The following is a 23,961-nucleotide window of genomic DNA, read 5'->3' as shown; positions in this document are numbered from 1 at the left end:
CTGCGTTCGAGCGATGGGTACGCGATTCGCGTTATTTCGCTGCCCACGCGGTGAAACGCTGTTCTAGCGCGTCGCCGTGGTCGGTCCAGAACTCTACGTCGTTGGGGATAGCGGTTTTGCCGTTCTTCGGCGAGTTAGGCAGGTTTGCAAGAGTGGTTGCATCAAGCAACTTTAAGGCGCCCTTGTTGGTTGGTCCGTACGGGATGTGCTGGGCGAACGTAGCTTGAGCCTGAGGTTCGAGCACGTAGGCAAGGTACTTCTCGGCTGCATCCTTATTTTTTGAGCCCTTCGGAATCACGAAAAAGTCCAGCTCATAGACGCTTTGGTCCCACGAGATACCCAGGTTCTTGTTCCCTGCCCGCATTGCGGCGTCGATGCGGCCGTTATACGCGGTGGACATCGAAACGTCACCGGCGACCAGGAACTGCGGCGGCTGTGCGCCAGCCTCCCACCACTGAATGTGTGGCTTGAGTTCGTCCATCTTCTTGAACGCCCGATTGACGCCAGCCTCCGTGCCCAGCACGGTGTACACGTCTTTCGCCGGAACGCCATCTGCCATCAGTGCGAATTCGAGGTTATAACGCGCCTCCTTCTTCATGCCACGCTTGCCAGGAAATTTCTTGACGTCCCAGAAATCCTTCCAGCCCTGTGGCGCGCCCTTCGTCAGCGTCGGGTTGTATGCCAGCACGGTCGACCACACGAATGTGCCGGCAGCGCAGGGAGTCACCGATCCAGGCACCAGATCACCCTTTTTCGCGATCTTCGACCAGTCGAGCTTCTCGAAGAGTCCGTCCTGACAGCCGCGTCCGATGTCTGCCGACTCGACTTCAACGACATCCCACGTGACATCTTTGGCGTCGACCATCGCTTTGACTTTGGCCATTTCGCCCGTGTACTCAATCGCATTCGTCGGAATACCGCTCGCTTTCGAGAACGGTTCAACCCAGGCAGCCTTCTCGGCGTTCCCCACGGCGCCACCGTAATTGACCGTCGTAAGGCCGTCGGCCAATGCGAAAGCGGAACAACACATCATGGCAGCCACGCCGACCGTATTTCTAAAGAACCTCATTTCGTTCTCCTTGGCACAAGGTGATTTCGCTACGCGTGGTCAATTGAAAACTCTTAGATGATCTTCATGAAACGACAACGCGATTCGATTTCCCGGTTGGACATGGGCCGCCCCGTCCTGCCCGAGCGGAACCTTCACGAAACACTCTGTTTCTCCGGGGCAGCGGCAACGCAGCCGGACGTGATCGCCGAAGTAGATCATCCCAAGCGTTTCGCTGTTGATGACATTGCGCTGCTGTTCGGATTGCCGTCCAATCGAGAGCCGCTCGGGACGGATCACCCCTGTGGCGTGGCTACCGACATTGAGCCCGGCAACATTCAGCGCACGTACGGTCGTACCGTCTGCAATTCGCAACTCGCAATAATTACCATCCCGGCTTACGACGGTGCCTTCCACCCGGTTACTGTCACCAATGAAGTTGGCTACAAACAGATTCCTCGGCGATTCGTAGAGCGAGTCGACCTGGTCGAGCTGTTGGATCACCCCCTGATCAAAGACCGCTACTCGATCAGACATCGTGAGCGCCTCACCTTGATCGTGTGTGACGTACACAAAGGTCAGGCCAAGAGATTCGTGCAATGCCTTGAGCTCTATCTGCATGTGCTCGCGCAGCTGTTTGTCCAGCGCGCCAAGCGGTTCGTCCATCAGCACAAGCTTGGGGTTGAACACCAGCGCACGCGCAAGCGCCACTCGCTGTTGCTGACCGCCTGAGAGCTGACCTGGCATTCGCTTGCCCAGCTTTTCCATGTGGACCATCTCGAGCGCCCGCTTGACGCGCGCGGCCCGCTCGTCTGGCGGCATCTTGCGAACCTTGAGGGGATACTCGAGGTTCTGTCCGACGGTCAGGTGTGGAAAGAGTGCATAGTTCTGAAATACCATTCCAATGTCGCGTTTATGCGGCGGAATGCGATTAAGTAACTGACCATCCAGCCAGATTTCTCCATCGGTTGGGTATTCAAACCCGGCGAGCATCATGAGACAGGTGGTCTTTCCCGAGCCGGACGGACCGAGCAAAGTGAGAAACTCCCCCTTCTGGATGTCGAGATTCAGGTCTTTGACGACGAGTGTTTCCCCGTCGTATGTCTTCCGAACATTGCGGAAGCTCACAAATGTGTTGCCCTGGTCTTGCATGATCGTTACCCTCAATGTCTTTCGGTGCGGAAGGCACCTGGCAGCGCAGGCGGTAGCGCTGTGTCTGCGGATCGGCTGCGGCGACAGGGAGGCGCGCAGGGTACCTCCTTCCCCGTGCCTCGCCATGGGCGTTTTCGCGCCATGTGCTGCGTAGCTCGATTGAGGTTCTCGATAACGATTTCTGCGCCTCGCCGGGTGTTTTCGGTACCCGGGAGCTTGCGGTGTCGTACGTGCATCTTCGTCTCCAATCTTATAAATATTCGAACACCCCTTCGCTACAGCCTTTTTTCTTCTAGGTGCTTGCTGCTGTCGGTCGCGTCCACGCATCAGCGGAACGGTCGCGATTTGTTCCGGCTTGCCCGCAACGGTGACGTGTTCAGCTGGGCAAGTACTCTTCGCACCAGCTTTCGCCGACCGCCCTTCGCGCAATCAACGTCGCAATCTGGGTATCGCTGTAGCCCATCTTGCGCAGAACCCCTCGGGTCGAGGCACCAAACTTTTCTGCTGGCGCCAGTGCGCGGATCGGAGCAACGTGAGGGCGAATCGCAAAAGGATCGAGTTGGATGACGCGTCGTCCACTCGGATGCTCGGCATACACACTGAATGAATAGCTGCCGTTATCGATGCCCGGACGATTGTCTGCAGGGCGGCTGTAGCGTTGGCGCAAGTTGTCGATATTGTCCGGAATGGCTGCCGCCACATTGGCCGCTTGCAACAGCGTCTGCCAGGTTTCGGCGGAGGCCGTGGCGAACGCGGAGCTGAGAAACGCTGCGGGATCTGCCGCGTCGCGGATGCCCGTCAGCCCCTCTACGGCGTTTAGCTTGTCCAGTTCCTTTTCGCTGGCGTCCACATACAACCAGTCATCCGCGGCCCGAAAGAAGCGTGACAGGTTGCCAAAGCCCTGGGCGCTACGGCCGGAAGGCTCATCGAACGGGGCCCGCCGTGAGTAGTCGTAGCAGAAGGGAATCTGCACCAGGTTGCCGAGCGATGCCAGGGAGGTCCGGGCACGGCTGATCTGGCCGGTTCTGGCTTTGCGATATAAAGCGGCGGCAACGCCGAGCGCTGCAGCGAACCCGCAATTCACGTCAATGGTTCCGACGTGAGCGTGTTCCTCTGGCGTTGCCATGCCGCCGCCGAAGCGCAGCATGATGCCGGTGCCGGCCTGGATCAAGTCGTCGTAGCCGAGATAATCGGTCCGCGGGCCGCGACGCGGTCCGCCAAAGCAATCCAGTTGACAGAAGATCACGCCAGGGTTGACAGCCTGGAGACTCGCTTCGTCAAGACCCAAAGGTGCCAGTTGACGATCCGGTGCATTCATCACGATCACATCAACCGAACGAACCAATTGGTTAAACACCTCGCGTCCGTCGGGGTGGTTCAGGTCGACCAGGACGCTTTGCTTGCCGCGGCCCGAAGACATGCCAAAGACCACTGTGTTCCAGGGATCATAGTTGGGCGTTACGGGGTCGAGCTTGATAACCTCGGCGCCGAACCGGCCGAGGTAGGAGGTCGAATGCGGACCCGCGATGACGTTGGTCAGATCGAGGACACGCACACCGTCAAGCCAGCCGCCAACATGCTGTTCAGATGGGGGCGGCAGTGCCGTGGGCGCGCACTCATCCAGGATGGCCAGGGCTTCTTCGAGACTCACCGTGCGGCGTGCGTCGGGCGAGAGCATCAGTTCGGCACTGTCTTCCAGCCAGGCGATCGCGCCAGGCTGTTTCATGTTGCCATACTGGTGGTCGTCGACATCGACCACCAGACCAGCGGCGTTGGCGTGCTCGTCGTGCAACCACTCCTGAGTCGAGCGGTGGGGTGCCCCGGGAAAACGGCCTTCGCCGAAAATTTTTTCCCACTCGGTCGCTGTCTTGGTCAGGAACACCTCCTTCATGCGTGCCGAAATGCGCCGGGCCCAATGGTCAGGCAACGGGTAGACACCGAGTGAGGCATCCCCCTCCCATTGAGAGATAGGAAGGTATGGGTCGCTCACTGTCGACAGCCCGGCAGATAGCATTTCCTCGTACAACCCCATCGCCTGAAGGCAACGCCTGGCGTGCGAGCGGTGTGACGGGCATACCGCATAGAACTTGCGACCGTCCGCGCACTCGTATGTGCGGTAAAAGGGGTCGAGATATTCTTGCAGTTCTTCGTAGCTGAGGTTCATCGGAAGATTTTCCGACCGCCGCCGCTCAATTTCCTTTTCGCGCAAGGTCTTGTAGCGTTCGGGATAACCGTCGATCTTGATCGAGTTGTAAGACAGCCCCTCCATCACCGCCGCGGCCAGAGGCACCTCGATTTGATCACCCACTCCCGTGCGCTCCCGCGCTTGCAGAGTGAGTGCCACCGCGGAGACAGCCAGCATGGTGCCGTAGGACGAGGCTAGCGGCAGCGGCGAAAAGCTCGGGTTTATCCCCATCAGTACGCGGTTCTGACCCATATCGGTGAATACCCCGGAGGCCGACGCAATGATCGGCTCGAGGGCGCGCCAGTGACGACGCAACTGGTCGTTGCTGGCGAAGCCAGGGATGGACAGCGTGATGAGCTCGGGCCTTTGACGACGCAGCTCGGCGAAGTCCAGGCCCAACCGGGTCATGACGCCCGGCCGGAAGTTCTCGATCACGATATCGGCACGCGCGATGAATGCCATGGCCGCCTCGCGCCCCTGCGCGGACTTCAGGTCAAGCTGCAAGCAATACTTGTTGCGGTTCAGTACGGCATTGGCCGGGCTGTCCCAAAGCGGCCCAGCAGGGGGATCGATGTGAATGACGGTGGCGCCGAGATCCGCCAGGATCATCGCCACGGCCGGGCCGGCGATGTACTGGCCAAAGTCGATGACTTTCACGCCGCTAAAAGGCAGTTGATTGTGCTTTCCCATGGCTCACCGACTCATCTCCAGGACCTGCAGATCTTCCGAAACGCAGGTCATCATTGTGGTGGGTCGCCGCCCGCACCAATCAACCGCATTTCGAATGCGAGGCGAGTGGCCGTGGCGACGAACTGGGATCACTGTCGGATACAACGGGGAGCCGGTAAAGCAATAAAAAAAACGAGGATGGGGCTATTTTATTTATGGCTGAGGCCGGCGGAGTGAACGCGCAGGAAAATGGCCAGTCGATCACTGGCAGCCCGGCGAAATGGACGTGCGATGTCAACCTGGTTGATCAGTTCCGCGCACGCCCCTCCTGGGCCTTCGCACTCAACCAGGCCACGAATGCCGCGGCATCAGGGTTGACGATGCTGTGAGGAGAATAGACCAGGTAGAAAGCTTCACTGGTCGTAAGCTGGGATTTGAAAGGCGCTATCAGTTGCCCAGTGTCCAGCATCGACTGGACCAGCGACGAGCGCGCCAAGGCCACCCCTTGACCAAGCTCGGCCATTCTCAAAGCAGAGATCAAGGTATCGAACTGCATTCCCTTCGAAGAGTCGACCTGTCCCGCGCCTGCTTTCTTCAACCAGTATCCCCAGCCCTCCTCGTAGCCCAGGACGTGGAGTAGTTCGTGGTGACGGAGATCCTTCGGGGTAGCCAGTGGCGTCTGTTCGGAGGGCAAGAATGGGGCGCAGACCGGCAGCAACGTATCCCAGGTCAGCCGCTCGGCCTTGAGTCCCGTCCATTCTCCATGTCCATAGCGGATTTCCATATCGGCTTCGACGTCGGTCACGCTCGAATCGCCCCCCCATATGTTGCTGGTGATACGCAGATTGACCTCGGGGTGGCGTTCACGAAAGTCGGGTAAGCGCATTGCCAGCCAATGGGTAAAAAACACCAGGCTGACCCGAACGGTAAGGACTCTGCCGTGACCTTGCCCGAAGATTTCTTCAGTTGCGGCCGCCAGTCGCTCTACGGCCTCGTGGACAACCGGCAAATAGGCTAGCCCGGCCTCAGTGAGCTCGAGTCCTCTTGGCAAGCGCTTAAAGAGGACTGCCCCCAACTGCGACTCGAGTCCCTTCACCTGTTGGCTTACCGCCGCCTGGGTCAGGCTCAACTCTGTCGCCGCATGGGTGAAACTGAGATGCCGGGCAGAGGATTCGAATGCGCGCAACCAGTTAAGGGGAGGTAATCGTTTTCTCATTCTGCAGACCGTTTGACTAAAGCTGTCCGACTTCGTGGATTAGTTGCGTGTTGCGGCCATTCAAGATCCACTAGACCCGCGGACGCTGCGGTGTTCCCAGGCGTCGACGAGTGCGCGCTCACTCCATCCAATTGGGCAATCGAACGTATGTTAGCGCGGAATTTCGAACACTCTGAAATGACAAGCCTGGTGGGGCGGTTTCCAAGAGCGAAGTGCAACACGGCCACGGGAGTGTTGCCCTTCCCGATGCGAGACGCTCGCATGGGCATTATCGATTCCAGCGACATTGCAACGCTCAATCTGGGTCTCCTGCGATCAAACCATATCCGATGAAACGGCCACACTTTGGTTATCAGCGTGATAGGGGACTTTAGTCCAAGGGCGGGGGCGTGTTTTGGGGCGGGAGTCGATCTCCCCGACCGCAGGTGCGTCAACTACTGGGAAGCCGAACGTTCCTCCTCAGGCCGATAGCGTGACGCGCTTTTTGTCGTGCATCACGGAAAGCCGCTGGGTTACGTGAATCGGGCTCTTCGCGCCCGCGTAGCAAAGTGGGCATCAACAGGACACCTCTCAGCGAAAATAGAACGACTCAACGGCAAGCCCGATCGCCCGCTTGTCTATGTCCGGCTTGAGTATCGATAATCCCCAAAGCCCTCCCTCGACGCGTTCTGCACCACTAACGGACAGCCGGGAAAGACGAGGATGAGAAAGCCGACCCGCGATGGTCGGCTTTTTTGTTGACGGGGCGTATCCCGAAAACATAGCCTCCCGGCGATCTGCTAGGTTATTCCCTCACGATTGAAGCAACCTTGCAAGGTGCTGAATGCGATCACTTAGAGTAGACCTAGGTCCAAGCGGACGCTGTGACCTATATCACCGGACGGACTGAGTTTCATCCAGTTTCACCGGCTTGGTACGGCCGCCGATGACTTGGCGAGCGTGCTTAAAGATGTAGTGCGTTCCGGCGAGGTGATCGCCGTCATCGAGCCGCCCCGCGCAGAGCTGGCACCGGAGGTAGCTGACGCGAAGAAGCGGGGAACGGTTGATCAGCTATGGGCCGAGCTCGATAGTCGGATAAAGGACCAGCCTGAGGCGCTGCAGGACAAGCTGCGGGCAGTATTCTCCGACCGAGTGCTGGCCCTTTACCAGCGCGAGGTGGTGCGCGAACAGGCGGCTTACATCGCCGAGGCAGTGGCCGGACGCGAACAGGCCGCCAAAGACGCGCGGCACTCGCTGGCCGAGCACGACGAGGCCCGCCCGTCAGCGTTGCGGCGTCTCATCAGTGACAAGTGGGAGCAGGAGCGCAGAGCGCTCGCGATCGAGGCAGATCGGGCGGACGCTGCGCTCAGGGCGATTCGCAAGCGGGCCGAGGCGTACGGCACGGGCGACACCGCCTGGGTAACGGGTCTGCCGTTCCCGAACACGGTCGCCCAGGAGCGCGTGCAGGTCCGACAACCCGAACTGGCGAAGGCAGCAGTCAAGGCTCAACGACAGGTCAACGAACAGGCCAGTGCCGCGCGGTCTCGTCAGTTCGAACAGCAGCGTCAGCGGGACCGGGGCCGGAATCACGACGAGCCCGAACGCTAGGGCTGAATGGGCTTCTGCGTAGCACTCATGTACTGCTTGATTTCTGACGTTCCAAAGGCGATCAGGTTAAGCATCGCAACGCCGAGGCGCCTCGCAAACTCACTCGTCCAGCTCGAGTTTCAGCACATATCCCGAAAACATAGCCTTCCGATGATCTGCTACGTTTACGCCGTCACACGGATAGAGACCATCGTATGCCCTGGGACACGCTAGAAATTCCGCTGGAGTGCAGCTGGCAGTGCACGCTACATGCCGCCAGCCAGTATCACAGCATGGAGCTAGAACGGCGCAGTAGCCTGTTTTGGGATCGAGATAGCAGCCGCTCGCGAGGCTGGTCGTTCATGAGGGACGACAGGCGGGACGAAGAAGAAGACGCGCGCAGGCAGCTTGAACAGGACCGGAAAGACTTCGACCGGTATTTCCGTCCCCGCTGGGATCTGCGAACGATCACGGGCGGTCAGGCTCTACGCGAAATCCAGACCTATGTCAGGGATGCGCTGGGTCTCGCGCACTGGAACCTGCCGACCGACAACGCGAGTATCGAGCGCGTTCTCAGGCAGGCGGTGAAAGATGGGCGGCTCGTCCCGGTGGTCCACCGTGACCGGCGTTCCGCGCTGGGGCATGTGTACAGCCCCACCCCTGCACCGCTGCGCTGGCCGTCATCAGGGGGTGGAGGTGGAACCTACTGGAGCCGCTCACCCAATCTGTTCCCGCCCGGCATCACCTCATTCAACGGCGAGCCGGTCCTGTCAGGCCCGTACGATCCGGCCACGTGGGAATCGCGACTGGTCGCCGCGCGCGCTGCGATGGGCGGCAGTAGCAGTGGCGGCGCCCTGCTTGGGGTAGTCGAGGCCGTGGCCGGTGCACTTGTCGGCGGCAACGCGGACATGGGCGAAGGTGATGGTGTGGCCGAGGGGTTCGCTGAATCGGCCGAGGGTACATCGACGCCGCTCGGTGACGCGCAGCCGTTCGAATACACACCGGACGCGGTAAGCCGTGACGTTGAAGAGCTGGCGGCCTCTACGAATAGTCCGAAGTTTGCCGCGAAGATGCTTGGTTACGACCAGAACACTTTCAGCAAAATGCTGCACCTCCTCAAGCCAGAGAACGGACTGCGCCCATCGGATAACGTGATCTTCCACGACGACGGAAGCGTCGAATCCAACGGACAACTGCTCGATGACAACATCCACAACTATGCGCCCTGATTCATCAAGTACCTGGCCGCTTGCTCATGCGACGTTCTACATCAATGGGGACGCCGTATCGCCGGACTTTTGGACCGACTATTTCGGCGTGACGCCGAGTCGGAGCAGAACGAAGGGAGAGCCGTACCTTTATCCATCTGGCAAGCTCAGCGACCATCCGGCGAAACGTGGCTCCTGGGCAGTTGAAAGCGAGCGCGCTGTGCAAAGCAATCTGTTGGAACCGCATCTCCGGTACCTGATAAAGACGCTCGCCTTGCCTCGTCACGGTCTTCGCGATCTCGTTTGCCGGGACGGGGTAGCTATGTCGATCTGGTGCTACTGGATGAACGAGACTGGGGACCGAATGCCCGATGTGCCGGACGACATCCGCGCGATGATGGAAGCGATGGGCGGCACCATCGAGATTGACGAGTACCGATAAACAGGAGAAGGCCCCCACGATGTTTGATTTTAAGTATGCCAGCAAGCAGGATCTCAAAGCGGAGTACAACCGCATCGCCCGCGAAATCGGTGACGACCGGTTCTTCACGAAAAAGGAGCTGAATCACCTCCCTGAAATTCTCATGGATGGTGAGCAGGTTTTAGCTTTTGCTTCAGGGCTTATGGACGGCAACACCTGGCTGATTGCGTTGACTGACCATCGCGTGATCTTCCTTGATAAGGGACTTCTGTTCGGACTAAAGCAGATCTCTATCAACCTGGACAAGATAAACGCGGTATCTGGCAGCACGGGGCTTGTGTTCGGGACGATCCGCATCGAGGACGCGGCCAGTGAGCGCGTAATCAAGAATGTCCCGAAGAAGTCGGTAGCCGGCTTCACCAACAAAGTACGCGACGCCTTGAACGCATACCGAAGTCCCGCCCCTGTCGCTGCGCCGACAGAGACCAATGCAGTGCAGACAGATGATATTGTTTCGAAGCTGGAACGGCTGGCCGGCCTACGGGAGCGCGGTATTCTGACCGAGGCAGAGTTTGTTGAGCAGAAGACTCGGATGCTTGCCCGGTGAGCTTGTACGAATGGCGACGAACCTGGCTATCGGCCTCGCGCTGCTCACCGGTCGTCCTGCATACCGCCACAATGAAGGCCGCGCAATTGATAACGTGCAAACATGTCTCGTCGTGCGACCTATGATGTAAGGGACACCCTTACGTCAGAGGCAAGCCACGACGAGGCGGGATGTGCTAGGGGCTGGGCGGCGCGAGGCCATGCGGCGAGCTGCGTACAGCCTTGCCGACAGCGGCAACTATGCAGACTGTCAGGCGGTTGAAAAAACGCTTCGCGCCCGTTATGGCGTGCTTGATTCCCGCCAGCTGCTCGCCAATCCGATCGTGCGCGCCACAATTGATCAACGCTGCGACGCCGCGCGGCCGAAACATCACGCAGCATGACGAGCAACGAACGCAGACCTAACCGGCAGCCCATGGCCGCATGCCGCGCCTATGTCCTTGCCGCCACCCTTTTATCGTTGATCGCTATTGGCTCGATTCTGGCCGAGGGGTGGGCATTGCTGGGCGAGTGTCGATAGGGCGTCATCTATACGGAAGGGCTCGCCGGAGTGATCCGCGCGGGCCTTTCTTTTCTGATTTCGAATTCTGATGGTCACGGGAACGGCCCGTTGATCCTCGTTCATCGCCAGCGCACCCAAAAATGGGTAGCTAGATGGGTAGCTAGCGCGAAAAATAGGCCATTTTTTTAGCCGCTATCCTTGCTGGATAAGGATTTTGGCAATTACATCAAAACAATGTCGTACTGTTCTGATGGGCCGTAAAAAGTTCTTATTGATCAGTAAGTTGTGTGGTGTCGATTGACTGATTAGCGGCGCTGGCTACCCACCTGGCTACCCATTTGAGGCGCACTGGACTGATAGCGGATGATACACGCTGATACTGCGGCGGCAGAGACGCAAGCATTGGCTGGGAGTAAGGCTGGACGCTTCGCCCCCAAAACGTGCCCCCAAATTATTTTGATACCCCTGGCAGTGAGATGCGCTAGTTATCAGTTATCCCTTGGGCGGCTCGATCAGCGCCGCCAGCCTCTTTATCTCCAACGCCATCGCAAGGAAGCGCGCCGCCCACCCGGGAACCGGCGTGGTGCCCTTGATCCAGCGGCTCGGGGTGTTCTTGTCGACATCGGCCATACGGCAGAAATCGGATTGCTTCCAGTCAAGCCGCGTCAGTGCGGCCTGGAACTCTTCAGGGGTCATCGTGTTCTCGCGTACGCGTGAGAGTGGGTGTGCGGCGAGAATAGCACGTCTACCGTAAAGCGGAGATAACCAGCGATAACGTCCGCAATTTTACATAACGTTCGTTATCACATTGTCGACCTGTGGATAGATTTTGTCCGCTTTACGGGAATTGCCCGTCAATAAAGGGTGTGCGTGATGCCCCTGTTTTGCTTATTTTTTGGGCAATGACGTGCATGGGAGTTATCCACAGGGCGCAACGAGACGGGCCGCATCCCTGATGCACGAAGGGCTGCCATCAGCGTGTCGAGGTTCGCATCGGCCGCGGCGATGCGCTTTCCCAGCAGAGGCGCACCCGTCGGCAATCGTCATAAATTGTCGTGTGCAGTTTTCCGCCCCTGTTTCGTGCTACGTATACCCGCCTCAGATTGAAGCGGAGGAGACATGGCATTTCCGGAATGGGGGCAGTCGTACAATGCGCTGCACGTGCCACTGACGAGCGACTGGCAATGCTCGCTCGTGCCGGCTCGTGACGTGCAGGAGGTGGATCGCGGCTGGAAGCTCTCTTACGAGGAGCGCCAGAAAGCACGCAAGGAGCGCGAGGAACAGATCGAGCAGGACGAGCGGGACTTTGACCGGCTGTTCCGCGTTTCAACCAGCCGCCGCGATGCACGCGGCTGTAGTGACTTCAGCACCTATGCCGCCTTTATCAGCGAGCACCTGAGCATCTCGTGCCTGGGCGCGCCAGTCGACGGCGAAGGCGTGACGCGTATCCTTCGCGACGCGGTACGCGATGGCCGGCTCGTTCCTGCGATCGACCGTGCATGGCGGGGTAGCCGGCGCGTTGCCCGGCCCTACGGGCCGCAGAGCTGGCCGAAGCGCGTGCCGGACCCGAAGCCGACCGTCTACGGGTTTCTCGACGGCCAGCTCGTACCGTTCGGTGCGGACGGATGTCTTATCGAGCGCACGCTCTCCGCATCGTCCAGCTCGAGCAGCAGGTTTGATTTGCTTGGCGCGGTCGGAGCAATGGCGGGGGCCGCAATCGGCGGAGCTGGGTTCGCCGTTAATGGCGGCAACGGCGCAGGCGCGATCGCGAACTCGACGCTTCTCGGCGATGCGAAGCCGTTCGAGTATGTGCCTGAGGCGTTAAGCGGCGATGCCGTTGAACTCGCCGCGAGCACGAACAACCCAAACTACGCGGCGAAGATGCTGGGGTATGACCGCAAGACGTTTGGCGATATGGTCCACGCGATGAAATTCGACCTCAAGCTACGAGGCGATGACAATGTGATTTGGCACGATACCGGTGCGGTCGAATTCAGGAAAAACATCATCGGCAATATGCACGACTATACGAACTGATATTTCTACGATGAACGCACATCAACTTGCACATGTATCATTTTCGATAACCTCGGATGATTTGGACCCCGAGATTTGGACCAGATATTTTGGCGTTGCACCGGACACGGCGATAGTCAAGGGCAAGCAGTTTATGACGCCGTCGGGGCGATTGAGCAGCGTGCCGGGCCGCGTTGGCCTTTGGGGCGTGCGCAGTGAGGGCGCAGTTCGCAGCGATTCACTTGAGCCGCATTTGCGTTACCTGATTGACCGCCTGAATTTGCCGCGCGATGACTTGCGCCAGTTACTCGAAGACAAGGGCGCAGAGATGCGTTTCTTCTGTTACTGGTACAACGAGAGCGGCGACCGCGTGCCCGATGTGCCCGACGATATCCGCGTGATGATGGAAGGAATGGGCGGCACGGTCGAGATTGACGAATACCGATAGCGCAGCAAGCGCCCAAATGCAAAAGCCGACCCTCGCGAGTCGGCTTTTTTGTGCCGGTCTTTCTGGGCTGCCAGTTCGACGTCTGACCGGAAAGCTGGCGGGGCGTCTGCGAGCTCGCCGTGCGCGCGCCGAGCGCCGGTTTTTCCCCTCGAATCCCCCTTTTTATAGACGGAAAAAACCTGCCTCGCCCGCGCGTAATGGACTCAAGAAAGTCGGCCCGCATTAACTACCCGGTACAAACGGGTGGTGTTTCGTGCGAACTTTCGAAGCAGCGGCTAACCGCGCGCGGCCTTGCGCGACAGGGCTTTGCGGGCTTTTCCCGCTTGCACCTATTCGTGCCTTCGTGCGGCGTTGTGCAGACATTGCCGGGTGGTCCGCACCTTGGACTTTGACGCTTTGAGGCCGGTGCGCGTGTGGTGGAGTCCGGATTTTTTCCGTCGGCGCCCCCGGTTTTCGTAGCTGGGAATGCGTCCGGGGAGCCCGTCCTGTTGACACTCCCGGCGTTTCTTTCCCGTTCCACGCTTTTTAATAGGGGAAAAAAACTCCCGGTCTCCGTGGTAACCGGCGTGGTAACCGAAAATAACAGCCGAATGCCCCAGTGATTTTGCAGAAGCCAATTTTGGATTTTGTACGGAAGCTAACGCGAGGCAGCGGGGTAAGCCTCAGCCGTTCTATGTGCTGACAAAAGACGGGTTCATGTTTCTCGTGATGGGATTTACCGGCAAGGCAGCCGCCTCAATGAAGGAGGCGTTCATTGAGGCGTTCAACGCGATGGCCGAGCACAATGGTGCGAGTGGCAACCAGCCGCTCTGCTTGGCTGGCGGGCCTTCGCGGGGCGCTTCCGGTGGCAACCGGTCCCCGCTTGGTTCGCAGTCGGCAAGGCCGTTTTCCGTGCGAACCTGAGCGCGAACCAACGGCCGCGAACCAGCCGCAAAGCCGTGACGGGCGGCGCGCTCGCCGTGGTTCGCACTGACCGATGGCTACCAGCGTGCGAACCGCCCAAACCGTGGTAACCAGAGTGGTAACCGCCAGCGTGGTAACTGCGTTTTCCGTGGATACCGCAGTGGATACCGCGCGTTGGATACCTATGCGTCGAGGCCGAGACCGCGGGCACTCTGGCGCTCCGTAACAGCGCGCCCAGCTGTTACATCGACTGTTACAGCCGCCGTGTTACAGGATCGGCGGCGCGAACCTTAACAAACCTGAACATTTCGCCCGCACACGCAAAGTGCGGTTTCCGTGGAAACCTGTGTGGCAACCTCGCGAGCGGCAACCAGCGGCTCAGCCTTTGCCGGCGGCCCTTCGCGGGTCGTTTCCAGTGGAAACCTGCCGCCGATGGTTCGCAGCCGGAAACCGCGTTTTCTGTGCGTACCAGCGCGAGAGCCATATCCGCAAACGGTTTCCGCTCAGGCTGAGGCGCAGGCATTCGCGCCAACCTCAACTTTTCTCAACCTCTCATTGGGTCCGCTTCCGTTTGGGTGCGTGGCCGTTGCGTGCGGCCCCTGCTGCCGAGCCTTGCGCCGCGTTGATGGCTAGTTTCCAGTGGCAACCGGAGTGGTAACCGGCGCGAAAACTGTGACCCTCAAGGCTTTCAGTCCATCGGGCACGGTGGGTGGCGCCGGGGGCCTGCTCTTCGGTGCGTCGACATCGGCGCGCACTCTACGCCGAACTCACTCGGTCTCGGTCAGGGCATCGTAGGCCGCCGACGTGGCGCCTCTAACAATCGATGCGCGATTCAGAATCGCATAGCACTGGTTCTTGTCCTTCGTAGCGAACTCTCGATAGGGATTTTGGACACCATCGAACAGTAGCCAGGCGTCCTTAAGGCAACGACGAATCTCAACGAGTTCACCGAGCTGTCCGTCGCTAATACTAGGACGCTGGCTCAACGCAGATATGCGCTCGAGCAGATCGTCCATCGTCCGACGGAACATTGTGGCGCGCGGGTGATTGGGCCACTCCATATGGTGAAAAGTTGCTAGGAAGTCCTCTGGCAAAAAGACCTCAGGCGAATGGTCAAATGTGCGTGTCAGGTCGCGGAGCGCCTCGTCGGCTTCGTCAGCTATTGCGCGAACGGCGGCGGCCAGAGCGAGGTTGGAAGTTCGGCGCTCGCTTTCGCGTAACCGCCGGTCTTTGCGAGACTGAAGCCACGGAAACATGAAGGCTGAGACCACGGCCAGAATGCTCCCGATTGCCTGAACCCAACCCGACAGCCCGGCGTTGTTGTTGGTCCAATTGAGCACAGCTTGAATTATGTCCACGGCCACAAAGTCTTCGGATGCAAAGCGGCCAATACTACGTGGCGGCCGCCGGTGCGGCCAGCAATATTCCATGCAACGCGAGTCGTTGCGTTGTCATCCGGCCAGCCACGCGGCCAGCCGGCGCTCATCGTCGGGCGGACCATCGAGGAGCGGCACGCGCTCGAGCGCCAGTGGCGATCCGCCGAAGGGAGCGCGACGATATCCACCGCGTCATCGCGGTCCGCACGCGCGATCAGGCCCACATACATCCGAGGCCCGCCGGGGTGTTCGTAGCGGCGCACGACTATGGGCAGGCCGAGCAGGGGCGTGGGTGCGTACCGTGGTCCGCGGCAGTCGCATAGGCGCACGCCACGAATCAGGCCGGGGTCGAGCGACCCCTCGGCCAGCGGTGCGGCGAGCCGCCCGGCCTTGATCGCCTTGCGCACGGCGCCTTCAGAGCCGCCTTCACGGCGAGCGAATTTGCGAATCGAGACTTCGGCCAATGCGTTACCCCTGTCCTGCTGACACAGAAGCGGACGGTTGACCGGAGGGGGAATCGAGATCGTTTCGCTGAAGAAAGCGGGTCAATTTATCGAGCGAATTCGCGCCATGCGCTGCGGCCTCGCTTGCGATGCGCTTCACGACTTCTTCGTCAATCGAGAGATCGAGTTCTCGACGCATTGCAAGGATTGCCCCTGACTGCAATTCGGTCAATTTCGACAAATTTTTGGCTAAGTACTCGATAGATCGAGCAATTGACTGTCGATATCGCAGGGTTGCTTTGTCGCGGTCCTCTATCATTGTGGCAAGCAGCTTTTGTTGCCCTTCCCATTGCTGCATCACCCGTGCAAATTGGACTGCATTTCCTCCCTGGAGATTGCAGGCCTTCATCATTTCAGTCAGTGCGTTTCCGTTGGCAAGCTCCTTGTCGATTAGCAGCGCCAATTGGGTCACTAACGTGAACTTCGCTACTGACTCGGCTCGCCTAATTGCGAGCTCCGCGAAGATCTCCCCCACAAACTGAGCAAGATGGAATGTAGCCGTGACTGTCTCTGCCGATCCGACTGCATGGATTCCCGCAAGTGCGGCAGTCACGGCCTTCATTTGTTCGTTGGCTTTCGCGGAATCGGTTTCCGCTCCTGTCATCTCTCCGAGAACGTGTGACGCTTTGGCTGCCTCCTGAAGGGCCGGCAAGAATACGTCCCGTCTCAGGTCCATTCTGCGCTTGGCCTCAGATTGTTTCGCGGCGTCTTCGAGGTGCATTCCAAGCATCCGCCGCGCGTTTGCATTCGCGCGCCACGTAGTGAAGCCGCTGATAGCTGCGGCGATAACGGCCCCGAGTATCGCAGCCCAGACCTCCTTCGGAACCTGGGCGATCGTTGACCCTGCCGATGCGAGAAGTGCGCTCCATCCGGACGCCGTAGTCGCAAGTGCTGTGCTTGCAGTTGACATTGGCATAGCGGCCCCCAAAGGTTGACGTTCTAAATGTTCAAAGCTTGGCGGCCCATTGTGGCAGTGTTCGCGAATCAGCACAGCGAGGCACTCGCGCACTCGGTCTGGAGCGGCGAGCTAGTTGTGCGATCCATCCAGGAAAGCGGTTTGTGCGAGGTCATACCTCACGTCGAGCATACGTTCAGCAAAAGCCACGTCGTCTGGCTCAAAGATCGTCGTCGAATTCGCCGGTCGGCGTGGCTGGCGGCGTTGCCACGCCCTGCGCTGCACGGCGCTTGCGCCGCACGTGATAGGCGGTCAGCACCGCGTGCGCCACCATGTCGAGCGCCGGGCGGGCTTCGCCGTGCTTGTCCGTCCAGACCTTCGGCGAAAGCGTGCCGGCCAGCGCCACAGCGTCGCCGTCCTCGAGCCCGAGCAGCGCGGCGCCGGCCGTATCCGAAAACGTGATGACGTTCACGAACAGCGTTTCTCCGTCGCCGCCGGCGGCGCGCACCTTCGCCGTGACGAACGTCTTGCCACTCTGTCCCGTGCGTGTTTGCGCGGTGCCGTACAGCTTCCCCGCGATCAGCCCATCGATCATGCAACTCCCCCTTGGTTATTGAGTGGCCGCCGCGGCTCGCCGTCCGCCATCAGGAAGCGGATGCGACCGGACCCCGCCTTCGGTTCGCACATCATTGTGCGCCCCCCTCGATATCCGAGCGATAGGGCGGCAACTCGAGCGACGAGGCCATCACGTCTATCTGACGATGCAATGACGTTCAGCGCGACCATGACACCGCGCAGGATCGTCTGCGTTTCGTCGTCCAGGCTGTCGCCGCGGTCGCAGAGGTGCTGCGCGATAGTCGCCTGCATGGTGACCAGATCCATGCCGCAGTTCTCGCTCAACACGAGCGTCGCGGTTGCTTCAGCCAGTACGTACTCGTTCTGAATCGTCATTGCATTTCCTTCGCGGTGAAAAACAGGTCATTGATCACGACGGCCTCCCGTACTGGTTTCCGATGCTGTGCCGCCGTGCCGCATCGGTTCGCGGATGCACTCCGTCATCGGCGCACCCTCCCTGGCTGACGGGTCGCGGCCGTGCCTCGCGCCTCCGAATAACCGCGCTTCGTCAGATCCTCATTCGCCCGCCACGTGCGCCGGGCAGCCTCGTCGCGGGTGGCTACCTTCGCGCGCATCGCCTTCACGCGTTCGCGGAAGTAGTGCAGGTTCGGCAGCAGGTCGGCGAGTGGCCCGCGCATGGCTCGCGTCATCACGTCGTCCAGCAGCTCACGCGCCCAGCCTTCGAGCGCCGCCAGTTCCTCCAGCATCCCGGCCAGATCGGCGCGCCGCCGACGCACGTCATCCGGTGACAGATACGGCCCCCACGGCAGATGCGCGCCGCCGTCCGGATCGACGGGCGCTCGCACTCGGGCGGTGAGGGTTTTCGGGGTGCGCTCACTCATCGCAGCCTCTCATCGGGCGAGCGCGACGGTTTCTTATCAAGCGCGATGCGCGCGTCGATCTCAGCCTCCGCCACATCGAGCCGCTCCCGGTAATGGTGCAGGTTGGGCAGCAGATCGCTTACCGGCGCGTGTAGCGCCAGATACATGACGCTGCACAGGAACTCCTCCGCCCAGTATTCGTAAGCGGCCACCTGCTCAACGAGCTCTACCAGATCGCCGCGCAGGCTGAGTATTTCATCACCCGACAGACGCAGCCCCCAGGGAAGCCTGACGCCCGCCAATGGAATGACTTTCTCGCTCCAGGGCGATCCATTTGGATTTTCATAAAACATGTGTGCCTCCCTTGTCCGGTTCCGCGAGTTGACGGATTCGCCCCACCCACTCTTTCTTGAGGCGTAACTCACGTAACTGGCGTAACAGCCCTATGCGGTAAGGGTTTGCGCGGTTACGCCGGCTTTGGACTGGGCGTAACCCACGTAACGGATGGTGTGGTTGATGACATTGGGTTACGTCAGTTACGTCATCACTGAACCCGGCGTAACCGCTGAAAGCCTTTGCTGGTAGGCTTGTTACGTTGGTTACGTGAGTTACGGCACAAAATGCAATGTCCGCTGTGAATTTCATTCCCCGCCTCCCTCGATCGCGCTGGGGTCGATGTGATAGAGGCGTTTCTTCCTTTCCGGCGTGTGCGTCACTTTCGCAATCTCCACTTTGCCTCTATCAGCAATCGCGCCCGCTTCGTCGAGCGCGCGCAAGGCCCGATTGAAGTCGTTGCCCTTTGTCGCTTCGCGCAAGCCTCCAGACGTGAACAGGTACAGTCGCCGCTCGCCGTCCTGTTTCCAGTACCCAGCGCGATCGCGGATCAGGTCGGCGCTTCCCTCGATGTTCGAAAACCGGCTGTCGCCATAGCGGTCAATGAAGTCGGCCACCGCGCGCAGGATGGCGGCGTGCTCCGCGCTTTGACCACCGTGGGGACGTTCTCCGCGCCAGAGGTTGAACGCATGAAGGGCGGCGCGGGTCGGTTCATCCGATTGCCACGGCACGATGTCCCATGCGATCGCCATTTCCCCGGCCAGCGCACACACCGCGAACAGACGCGCCGCCCGCCGCTCCTGTCCCTCCGCCGCGTCGAATCTCTCCAGAAGACCATGCAACGCATCGGCGAGCCGAAAATCAGCGCGCAGCTCGCGCACCAGCGCCTCAATGAAGCGCGGCCCGGCGTGGCCGTAGTGCGTCGCCGCCATTGCGCGCATTTCGTCCGACAGCGCGCTACCCGATGCGCGTCCGTGCAGTGTTTCGAACACGCCGTATGTGCCGGTGACTGGCACGTCCAGCAGGCGCACGGCCTGGCCCGCCTTCGCCTCGATGCCGCCGGCCGCCATGCGTGCCGCAACGGTCGGTTCGCCCGTAGAGAGCACGAAAACGCGCCAGCGCGTCGCCTGCCGGGCCTCACCGTGCCGGTTCGCGCGTGTTTTTCCCATGCCGTTGGCAAGCGCATAGGCTGTCTCGTACAGGTCGTGCGGCTTGATCTCGCCGATCTCGTCCAGCATCAGCAGTGTGTCTGAGTGGAGCGCAGCGGTCCCCTCCAGACCATTTGAAGTAGCCCGCCATTTCCTCTCAAAGCGCGGACTGCCCCAAATGCTGATTGCGGCCCGCGCCGCTGTCGTCTTGCCGTGTGACGAGTCGCCGTACAGATGCGCACCGCCTCCGTCAATGTTCAACGGACCAAGTAAGGGTCCAGCGAATCCGGCGCACATGGCGAACACCAGCAGCGGGTTATCGACGGCGAGCGCGGCGAGCTCGCGCCATTGCTCGAACCTGCCGGCGGTCGAATACGGCGCGGTGCGCCCGGTTGACTGGAACCAGATATCGTCTGCGCCGATCACTACTTCGGGCAGAACGAATGCGCCGGCGTGCCAGCCTGTCACGCTCGCCGCACGCATCGTCAGCTTTGGATGCTGACCCGCGATATAGCGCGGCACGGCCTGCCGGTCATTCAGATCAAACACCAGCCCTTCGGATAGCAGCACGGCGCGCACCTCGTTTCCGTCGCCAGCGAGCATGGACATGGGCATCGCCCATTTCTTGCGCCTGCCGGCCGGCGACAGCAGCTCGAGCAACCGGCCATACTCGGCATCTTCCTGATTGCGTGTGATGGCCGCGACCCACAAAGGCGAACTGATCCACTTGTCGACCATCTCTGGCGGCGCGTCGCCCTTGCCGAGCTTGACGCCATGCCAGTACACACCCGGCTTCATCCGCCTGCCGTCAATCTCCTGCCACGCGTCATAAACGCGCCAGCACGGACGCTCCTCGATTCGGGGGAGGCCGGTTGAACCATAATCCGTTTCGCCTGCCAGTTCGACGCCTTGCGCACTATCAACGCACGCGCGCGCCACTTCAGCACCGCGTATCAGGAACAGGTCGTTAAAGTCCGTGGCACCGTCCGGACGATCCGCGCCGAAGTCCGGAACGGCGAGGCGCGCGCCGGTCGCCAGCGCGGCCTTGATGGCGGTTCCGTGCGGCTTGCCGGTTGCCTTGTCGAGATCCGCCAGCAGCACAATCGCCGCGTCCGGATAGCGCTCGCGCATTGCGCGCGCAACCGCTTCCATCTGCCCCACTGACAGCGAGGCAATCGACGGATGGCCCGTGGATCCGCTGGCGGACAGCGCCGTGGCGACACCTTCAGCGATGAGCAGCACCTCGACCTGTTCAGGCATCTTTTGCGCTTCCCAATAGCCGCCAGCTTTCGCGCCTCCCGACAGCGCCGATTTACGCCCGTCGCCGTCGATCATTTCGAGCGTGGAGAGCTTGCCGCCGACGCCTACGGGTGCAATGAGAATTCGCCCCGAGAGGGGTTCGCCGTCGCTCTGTGGCGAATATCCAATCACGGCGGCCAGCTTGCCCGCGCCAATCTCGCGCAGTGTCTCCACGGGCTTGACACCCTTACGCATCAGGTAGGGATGGTCGCCGGCGGCGGGCGTTGCCTTGTGCCACACGGCGACGGCCTTGGTCGCCGCGTTCTTCGCGTCCATCTCGCGCTTACGTTTCGCATCGGCATCACGTTCTTCACGCTCCACGCGCCGCCGCTCCTGTTCGGCTGGGTCGGGCGATGCGGCCGTATGCGTCCGGGTGTCGAAACCGTGTTCCCTCGCCATCTGGAATAGCGTGCCGATGGTGATTCCGCCGCTCGCGTTGAGGGATCGCCACGTGTCGCGCGTGTCGGCCGCCACATAGCTCTGTGCGCCGCGGCTCCATGCCTCGAACACGTCGAACCCGGCGTCACCGAGTTCGTGTTTCAGGGCAGCGCCGATGCGCCACCACTGTTCCCGCTCGATGTCGGGTGGGATGGCGGCGAGCGCCGCCTCGATGCGTTGCTGTTCGTCCACGATGATTTCACTCATGCGGTACCTCCTGCGCGCGCTCGATCTCGCGCCTGAGTGTGAAAAGAATTGATGCCGCTTCGTTGCGAATGCGGAACGAGTCGAATGCGCGGGCATCGAACGCAATCGCTACGGTGTAGTGCGGGATTGCGGCCACCGTGAATGGCTCGCGCGGCTCGCTGTAGTCGGAGCCCTGCAGGCGCGCTCGCTGACGTTCTGCGGCCTGTGCCAGCGCGTCGACAATCTCCACGCCGTCGACGTCGATCATGTGCGGGGCCACGCGCTCGACGGCCACGTAGAACGTCAACCGGTACGGCCATTCGGTCGATAGCTTCAGGCGGTAGGCAGACTCAGGCATGGGCCGCCTCCTGTGAGGAGTCCTTATTGCCACGCTTACGCGAAGAAGCGGCGACCGGCTTTGTGCGAGCGTTCCACGCTTTTGCCTCGGGACTCGTACGCGCCGCTTCCAGTTCGCCCGACAGACGCTCACGCAATACGAAGTCCGCCTCGCTCGCGACGAGCGACAGCGACCCAATGATCGTGAGCGTGTCCGCCGCGCCCCACAAAACCTGTTCGATGCAGCCTTCGCCGAGATGGGGGGCGCCCCCCTTGCTGTCGCAAATCAGATTTGCAAGGCCTGCGAGCGTGTCACTCAACGTGCCGGCCATTGTCTGCGCCGCGTCGGCTGCACCGCCGAGCCATTCAAGGTCAGCGGCCGCAAGGGCGGACATATCGGTGCGATCCCGGAGGAAGTCGATGAGGGTGGCGGCCGTCACACGTTGGCGCACGGGATTCTTTGTGTTCTCAGACATGGGAGGCCTCCAGCGATTGGAGAAGGCTTGTGCGCGTATCGCGGGCGAGGCGTTCAACAAGGGAAAAAAGCGTCGTCCGCTCGATCGGGTTGAGGTTGCCAACGGCGATGATCGTATCGTCGTCAGCGAGTAGCGCGGTCAGCGCAACCAGCTCGCCCAGTCGCATGGTCGCGGTGTCGAAGGCAGCTCGTGCCGCGTCGGTCGCCTCAATACCCGCCTCGAGCGCGGCGTCGAGCGTCGTGATGGTCTCAGCCATGTGCGGCCTCGGCGGCGTTCTTCACAATCTCGGCCAAGTGGTCAGACTCGGCTTCCACGCTCGCCATTGCGCATTCGGTCAGATAGCTGCCGATGTCCGCAAGCCCCTTTGCGACGGCGCGATTCTCAAGCGAAACCATCGAGATAGCTGCAAACAGGCTATCGGCGAATTCCATGTAACTGAGCGCCACGGCGCTCACGTCGCGGACGCCAGCATTGAGACGTGCGGTGAGTTCCGGCGTGAGCGGTTGCGTCGCGACCGGCGCGGCCTTCTTCGTCGTGTTAGCCATGTGCCGCCTCCATCCCGCGAACCAGCGTTGCACGAACGTCGCCCAGGCCATCCTCGAACAGACCGAACAGCGCGACCTGCGCCGTGGTCGACAGGCCGGCGAACTGCTCGGCCACTTCCTCGAGACTCAGCAGGCTGGCCAGCGCTTGCAACTGGTCGACGCGGATAACGGCGGCGTCCAACTCGGTCATGCTGCTTTCTTGCTGTGTGCGTGCGAGGTTAGACATGGCTCACCTCCGCGCGCTTGAGTTGCTTTTGCAGGAGGTTGCGGGCGAGCGCGACAAAGCGCGGGGCATCCTCGGCGTCGATCCGCAGTTCGCCGTAGCTCGTCTGAATCGTGAAGCCTCGTTCCATGTCTGGAACCTGCTTTGCCAGTGCGTAGCCGATGCGGTCGATTTCCGCGTTCAGGGACTCGACTGTTGCTGTCGTGTTCTTACGCATGGCCGCCTCCGCTTACCGTGTAGGAGTACTCAGCGCTGTGCGCACGCCGAATTGCGCCGGGATTGTTTGCGGACATCTCCGCCAGCAAGCGCAGCGCGTCGCCGGTAATGTCAAGCGCATCCTGATACGTGTCAGCCAGCGCGGCGGCGCGCAAGGCGTCGGCGACGATGGATTGAATGGGAGATTGCGCCCGGCGATCGTGGGCGCGGTGGGGCTCAGGTGGCGCGGTTATTCGGATGCGTCCAGATCGATCGTCGCGCCCGCCGCTCGCATCCGGTCGAGGATGCGTTCCAGCGTCGGCGGGTCGAGTTCCAGGCGGGCCATTGCGAAGAACAGAATGTGCGGACTCAATTCGCGAGGTTCCGCTCCGCCCGTGTACTTGCGCCACTGGCGGCCGCCGGCCACTCCGAATAAGTCGGCCATCTGTGCGCTGCTTAGCTCGAGTTCCTGCTTCAAGCGCTCCAAGTCGTGCGGCGACGGTGGGGTGTATTGCATGGGGGGAAAAGCGGCGCAGGGCCGCCCGCAATGCGTGCATCATTTGTGAGCTCCTCTCGGCTGCGATGAGTCGCGCGAATGCGCAACCGCTGAGGACAAATGTAGGGCTTTTGGT

General features: G+C 60.8%; 28 protein-coding genes. 8 read left to right on the top strand and 20 right to left on the bottom strand.

The annotated features are described in order from the left end of the window. Positions 1–31 precede the first annotated feature (31 nt). The 4 genes from OKW45_RS27610 to gcvA all read right to left on the bottom strand — a co-directional run bounded on the left by OKW45_RS27610 (position 32) and on the right by gcvA (position 6,270). Entirely contained in the window at positions 32–1,069 is a 1,038-nt protein-coding gene (locus OKW45_RS27610; protein ID WP_429472262.1) for an ABC transporter substrate-binding protein, read from the bottom strand. 39 nt (positions 1,070–1,108) lie between these two features. Next, positions 1,109–2,200: an ABC transporter ATP-binding protein gene (locus OKW45_RS27605; RefSeq protein ID WP_018419956.1), complete on the bottom strand. Its 1,092-nt coding sequence runs from the start codon at positions 2,198–2,200 to the stop codon at positions 1,109–1,111. A gap of 376 nt (positions 2,201–2,576) precedes the next feature. Further along, positions 2,577–5,075: a CoA transferase gene (locus OKW45_RS27600; protein WP_429472260.1), complete on the bottom strand. Its 2,499-nt coding sequence runs from the start codon at positions 5,073–5,075 to the stop codon at positions 2,577–2,579. A gap of 286 nt (positions 5,076–5,361) precedes the next feature. Beyond that, positions 5,362–6,270 carry a transcriptional regulator GcvA gene (gene gcvA, locus OKW45_RS27595; protein ID WP_026225692.1) on the bottom strand — a complete coding sequence of 303 codons (909 nt, stop codon included), beginning with the start codon at positions 6,268–6,270 and terminating at the stop codon, positions 5,362–5,364. A 930-nt stretch (positions 6,271–7,200) separates the two neighbouring features. Between gcvA and OKW45_RS27590 the strand changes: the two genes are divergently transcribed. The 5 genes from OKW45_RS27590 (at position 7,201) to OKW45_RS27570 (ending at position 10,454) form a co-directional block, all read left to right on the top strand. Further along, positions 7,201–7,857, top strand: a complete 657-nt coding sequence (locus tag OKW45_RS27590) for a hypothetical protein (protein WP_429472258.1) — start codon at positions 7,201–7,203, stop codon at positions 7,855–7,857. A 194-nt stretch (positions 7,858–8,051) separates the two neighbouring features. Then, positions 8,052–9,065: a hypothetical protein gene (locus OKW45_RS27585; protein WP_429472256.1), complete on the top strand. Its 1,014-nt coding sequence runs from the start codon at positions 8,052–8,054 to the stop codon at positions 9,063–9,065. Then, complete coding sequence (locus OKW45_RS27580) at positions 9,037–9,486, top strand: DUF4279 domain-containing protein (protein WP_239499044.1); 450 nt, start codon at positions 9,037–9,039, stop codon at positions 9,484–9,486. Before OKW45_RS27585 ends, OKW45_RS27580 begins: the two co-directional genes overlap by 29 nt. Positions 9,487–9,505: 19 nt before the next feature. Beyond that, positions 9,506–10,072 carry a PH domain-containing protein gene (locus tag OKW45_RS27575; RefSeq protein WP_429472254.1) on the top strand — a complete coding sequence of 189 codons (567 nt, stop codon included), beginning with the start codon at positions 9,506–9,508 and terminating at the stop codon, positions 10,070–10,072. A 199-nt stretch (positions 10,073–10,271) separates the two neighbouring features. Further along, positions 10,272–10,454, top strand: coding sequence for a hypothetical protein (locus tag OKW45_RS27570; RefSeq protein ID WP_429472252.1), 183 nt, complete (start codon positions 10,272–10,274; stop codon positions 10,452–10,454). Positions 10,455–11,065: 611 nt separating this feature from the next. On the opposite strand, the gene OKW45_RS27565 is transcribed toward OKW45_RS27570, so the two are convergent. Further along, positions 11,066–11,269 carry a hypothetical protein gene (locus tag OKW45_RS27565; protein ID WP_429472250.1) on the bottom strand — a complete coding sequence of 68 codons (204 nt, stop codon included), beginning with the start codon at positions 11,267–11,269 and terminating at the stop codon, positions 11,066–11,068. A gap of 513 nt (positions 11,270–11,782) precedes the next feature. On the opposite strand from OKW45_RS27565, the gene OKW45_RS27560 reads away from it, so the two are divergent. The 3 genes from OKW45_RS27560 to OKW45_RS27550 all read left to right on the top strand — a co-directional run bounded on the left by OKW45_RS27560 (position 11,783) and on the right by OKW45_RS27550 (position 13,940). Further along, entirely contained in the window at positions 11,783–12,610 is an 828-nt protein-coding gene (locus tag OKW45_RS27560) for an HMG-box domain-containing protein (protein WP_429472248.1), read from the top strand. A gap of 10 nt (positions 12,611–12,620) precedes the next feature. Continuing rightward, the gene (locus tag OKW45_RS27555) at positions 12,621–13,037 is read left to right on the top strand and encodes a DUF4279 domain-containing protein (protein WP_429472246.1); all 417 of its coding nucleotides are present in this window, start codon (positions 12,621–12,623) and stop codon (positions 13,035–13,037) included. Between the two features lie 579 nt (positions 13,038–13,616). Then, positions 13,617–13,940 carry a Rha family transcriptional regulator gene (locus OKW45_RS27550; protein ID WP_429473372.1) on the top strand — a complete coding sequence of 108 codons (324 nt, stop codon included), beginning with the start codon at positions 13,617–13,619 and terminating at the stop codon, positions 13,938–13,940. A gap of 767 nt (positions 13,941–14,707) precedes the next feature. Here the strand turns inward: OKW45_RS27550 and OKW45_RS27545 are convergent. The 15 genes from OKW45_RS27545 to OKW45_RS27475 all read right to left on the bottom strand — a co-directional run bounded on the left by OKW45_RS27545 (position 14,708) and on the right by OKW45_RS27475 (position 23,846). Next, a complete protein-coding gene (locus OKW45_RS27545; protein ID WP_184068925.1) occupies positions 14,708–15,298 on the bottom strand; it encodes a hypothetical protein in 591 nt (196 codons plus the stop codon). Then, entirely contained in the window at positions 15,289–15,780 is a 492-nt protein-coding gene (locus tag OKW45_RS27540; RefSeq protein WP_429472244.1) for a hypothetical protein, read from the bottom strand. Before OKW45_RS27540 ends, OKW45_RS27545 begins: the two co-directional genes overlap by 10 nt. Positions 15,781–15,784: 4 nt before the next feature. After that, positions 15,785–16,540, bottom strand: coding sequence for a hypothetical protein (locus OKW45_RS27535; protein WP_429472242.1), 756 nt, complete (start codon positions 16,538–16,540; stop codon positions 15,785–15,787). 394 nt (positions 16,541–16,934) lie between these two features. Continuing rightward, positions 16,935–17,309 (bottom strand): single-stranded DNA-binding protein, encoded by a 375-nt coding sequence (locus OKW45_RS27530; protein WP_429472240.1) that lies wholly within the window; start codon positions 17,307–17,309, stop codon positions 16,935–16,937. Then, complete coding sequence (locus OKW45_RS27525; protein WP_429472238.1) at positions 17,306–17,665, bottom strand: hypothetical protein; 360 nt, start codon at positions 17,663–17,665, stop codon at positions 17,306–17,308. Before OKW45_RS27525 ends, OKW45_RS27530 begins: the two co-directional genes overlap by 4 nt. A gap of 104 nt (positions 17,666–17,769) precedes the next feature. Beyond that, on the bottom strand, positions 17,770–18,171 hold the full coding sequence (locus OKW45_RS27520) for a hypothetical protein (RefSeq protein WP_429472237.1): 402 nt from the start codon (positions 18,169–18,171) through the stop codon (positions 17,770–17,772). Beyond that, positions 18,168–18,503 (bottom strand): hypothetical protein, encoded by a 336-nt coding sequence (locus OKW45_RS27515; RefSeq protein ID WP_429472235.1) that lies wholly within the window; start codon positions 18,501–18,503, stop codon positions 18,168–18,170. The genes OKW45_RS27520 and OKW45_RS27515 overlap by 4 nt, the downstream gene beginning before the upstream one ends. Before the next feature lie 288 nt (positions 18,504–18,791). Further along, complete coding sequence (locus OKW45_RS27510; RefSeq protein ID WP_429472233.1) at positions 18,792–21,575, bottom strand: DUF927 domain-containing protein; 2,784 nt, start codon at positions 21,573–21,575, stop codon at positions 18,792–18,794. Further along, a complete protein-coding gene (locus tag OKW45_RS27505) occupies positions 21,568–21,912 on the bottom strand; it encodes a hypothetical protein (RefSeq protein WP_429472231.1) in 345 nt (114 codons plus the stop codon). The genes OKW45_RS27510 and OKW45_RS27505 overlap by 8 nt, the downstream gene beginning before the upstream one ends. After that, positions 21,905–22,366, bottom strand: a complete 462-nt coding sequence (locus OKW45_RS27500) for a hypothetical protein (protein WP_429472229.1) — start codon at positions 22,364–22,366, stop codon at positions 21,905–21,907. The genes OKW45_RS27505 and OKW45_RS27500 overlap by 8 nt, the downstream gene beginning before the upstream one ends. Continuing rightward, positions 22,359–22,622 (bottom strand): hypothetical protein, encoded by a 264-nt coding sequence (locus OKW45_RS27495; protein WP_429472227.1) that lies wholly within the window; start codon positions 22,620–22,622, stop codon positions 22,359–22,361. The genes OKW45_RS27500 and OKW45_RS27495 overlap by 8 nt, the downstream gene beginning before the upstream one ends. Next, positions 22,615–22,911, bottom strand: coding sequence for a hypothetical protein (locus tag OKW45_RS27490; RefSeq protein ID WP_429472225.1), 297 nt, complete (start codon positions 22,909–22,911; stop codon positions 22,615–22,617). Before OKW45_RS27490 ends, OKW45_RS27495 begins: the two co-directional genes overlap by 8 nt. Then, on the bottom strand, positions 22,904–23,101 hold the full coding sequence (locus OKW45_RS27485; protein WP_429472223.1) for a hypothetical protein: 198 nt from the start codon (positions 23,099–23,101) through the stop codon (positions 22,904–22,906). The genes OKW45_RS27490 and OKW45_RS27485 overlap by 8 nt, the downstream gene beginning before the upstream one ends. Before the next feature lie 28 nt (positions 23,102–23,129). Further along, positions 23,130–23,351 carry a hypothetical protein gene (locus OKW45_RS27480; protein WP_429472221.1) on the bottom strand — a complete coding sequence of 74 codons (222 nt, stop codon included), beginning with the start codon at positions 23,349–23,351 and terminating at the stop codon, positions 23,130–23,132. Between the two features lie 228 nt (positions 23,352–23,579). Continuing rightward, positions 23,580–23,846: an XRE family transcriptional regulator gene (locus OKW45_RS27475; RefSeq protein ID WP_429472220.1), complete on the bottom strand. Its 267-nt coding sequence runs from the start codon at positions 23,844–23,846 to the stop codon at positions 23,580–23,582. Positions 23,847–23,961 lie beyond the last annotated feature (115 nt).

This window comes from Paraburkholderia lebeckiae (assembly GCF_050436225.1).
GTDB classification, from domain to species: Bacteria; Pseudomonadota; Gammaproteobacteria; order Burkholderiales; family Burkholderiaceae; genus Paraburkholderia; species Paraburkholderia tuberum.
This window is presented reverse-complemented; position numbering and strand designations above follow the sequence as displayed.

What these genes read in the sequence shown, in the direction of transcription:
- OKW45_RS27610 (WP_429472262.1), bottom strand. Translation starts at nt 1,069, where the DNA reads ATGAGGTTCTTTAGAAATACGGTCGGCGTGGCTGCCATGATGTGTTGT.
- OKW45_RS27605 (WP_018419956.1), bottom strand. Translation starts at nt 2,200, where the DNA reads ATGCAAGACCAGGGCAACACATTTGTGAGCTTCCGCAATGTTCGGAAG.
- OKW45_RS27600 (WP_429472260.1), bottom strand. Translation starts at nt 5,075, where the DNA reads ATGGGAAAGCACAATCAACTGCCTTTTAGCGGCGTGAAAGTCATCGAC.
- gcvA (WP_026225692.1), bottom strand. Translation starts at nt 6,270, where the DNA reads ATGAGAAAACGATTACCTCCCCTTAACTGGTTGCGCGCATTCGAATCC.
- OKW45_RS27585 (WP_429472256.1), top strand. Translation starts at nt 8,052, where the DNA reads ATGCCCTGGGACACGCTAGAAATTCCGCTGGAGTGCAGCTGGCAGTGC.
- OKW45_RS27580 (WP_239499044.1), top strand. Translation starts at nt 9,037, where the DNA reads ATGACAACATCCACAACTATGCGCCCTGATTCATCAAGTACCTGGCCG.
- OKW45_RS27575 (WP_429472254.1), top strand. Translation starts at nt 9,506, where the DNA reads ATGTTTGATTTTAAGTATGCCAGCAAGCAGGATCTCAAAGCGGAGTAC.
- OKW45_RS27570 (WP_429472252.1), top strand. Translation starts at nt 10,272, where the DNA reads ATGCGGCGAGCTGCGTACAGCCTTGCCGACAGCGGCAACTATGCAGAC.
- OKW45_RS27565 (WP_429472250.1), bottom strand. Translation starts at nt 11,269, where the DNA reads ATGACCCCTGAAGAGTTCCAGGCCGCACTGACGCGGCTTGACTGGAAG.
- OKW45_RS27555 (WP_429472246.1), top strand. Translation starts at nt 12,621, where the DNA reads ATGAACGCACATCAACTTGCACATGTATCATTTTCGATAACCTCGGAT.
- OKW45_RS27535 (WP_429472242.1), bottom strand. Translation starts at nt 16,540, where the DNA reads ATGCACCTCGAAGACGCCGCGAAACAATCTGAGGCCAAGCGCAGAATG.
- OKW45_RS27530 (WP_429472240.1), bottom strand. Translation starts at nt 17,309, where the DNA reads ATGATCGATGGGCTGATCGCGGGGAAGCTGTACGGCACCGCGCAAACA.
- OKW45_RS27525 (WP_429472238.1), bottom strand. Translation starts at nt 17,665, where the DNA reads ATGACGATTCAGAACGAGTACGTACTGGCTGAAGCAACCGCGACGCTC.
- OKW45_RS27520 (WP_429472237.1), bottom strand. Translation starts at nt 18,171, where the DNA reads ATGAGTGAGCGCACCCCGAAAACCCTCACCGCCCGAGTGCGAGCGCCC.
- OKW45_RS27515 (WP_429472235.1), bottom strand. Translation starts at nt 18,503, where the DNA reads ATGTTTTATGAAAATCCAAATGGATCGCCCTGGAGCGAGAAAGTCATT.
- OKW45_RS27510 (WP_429472233.1), bottom strand. Translation starts at nt 21,575, where the DNA reads ATGAGTGAAATCATCGTGGACGAACAGCAACGCATCGAGGCGGCGCTC.
- OKW45_RS27505 (WP_429472231.1), bottom strand. Translation starts at nt 21,912, where the DNA reads ATGCCTGAGTCTGCCTACCGCCTGAAGCTATCGACCGAATGGCCGTAC.
- OKW45_RS27500 (WP_429472229.1), bottom strand. Translation starts at nt 22,366, where the DNA reads ATGTCTGAGAACACAAAGAATCCCGTGCGCCAACGTGTGACGGCCGCC.
- OKW45_RS27495 (WP_429472227.1), bottom strand. Translation starts at nt 22,622, where the DNA reads ATGGCTGAGACCATCACGACGCTCGACGCCGCGCTCGAGGCGGGTATT.
- OKW45_RS27490 (WP_429472225.1), bottom strand. Translation starts at nt 22,911, where the DNA reads ATGGCTAACACGACGAAGAAGGCCGCGCCGGTCGCGACGCAACCGCTC.
- OKW45_RS27485 (WP_429472223.1), bottom strand. Translation starts at nt 23,101, where the DNA reads ATGACCGAGTTGGACGCCGCCGTTATCCGCGTCGACCAGTTGCAAGCG.
- OKW45_RS27480 (WP_429472221.1), bottom strand. Translation starts at nt 23,351, where the DNA reads ATGCGTAAGAACACGACAGCAACAGTCGAGTCCCTGAACGCGGAAATC.
- OKW45_RS27475 (WP_429472220.1), bottom strand. Translation starts at nt 23,846, where the DNA reads ATGCAATACACCCCACCGTCGCCGCACGACTTGGAGCGCTTGAAGCAG.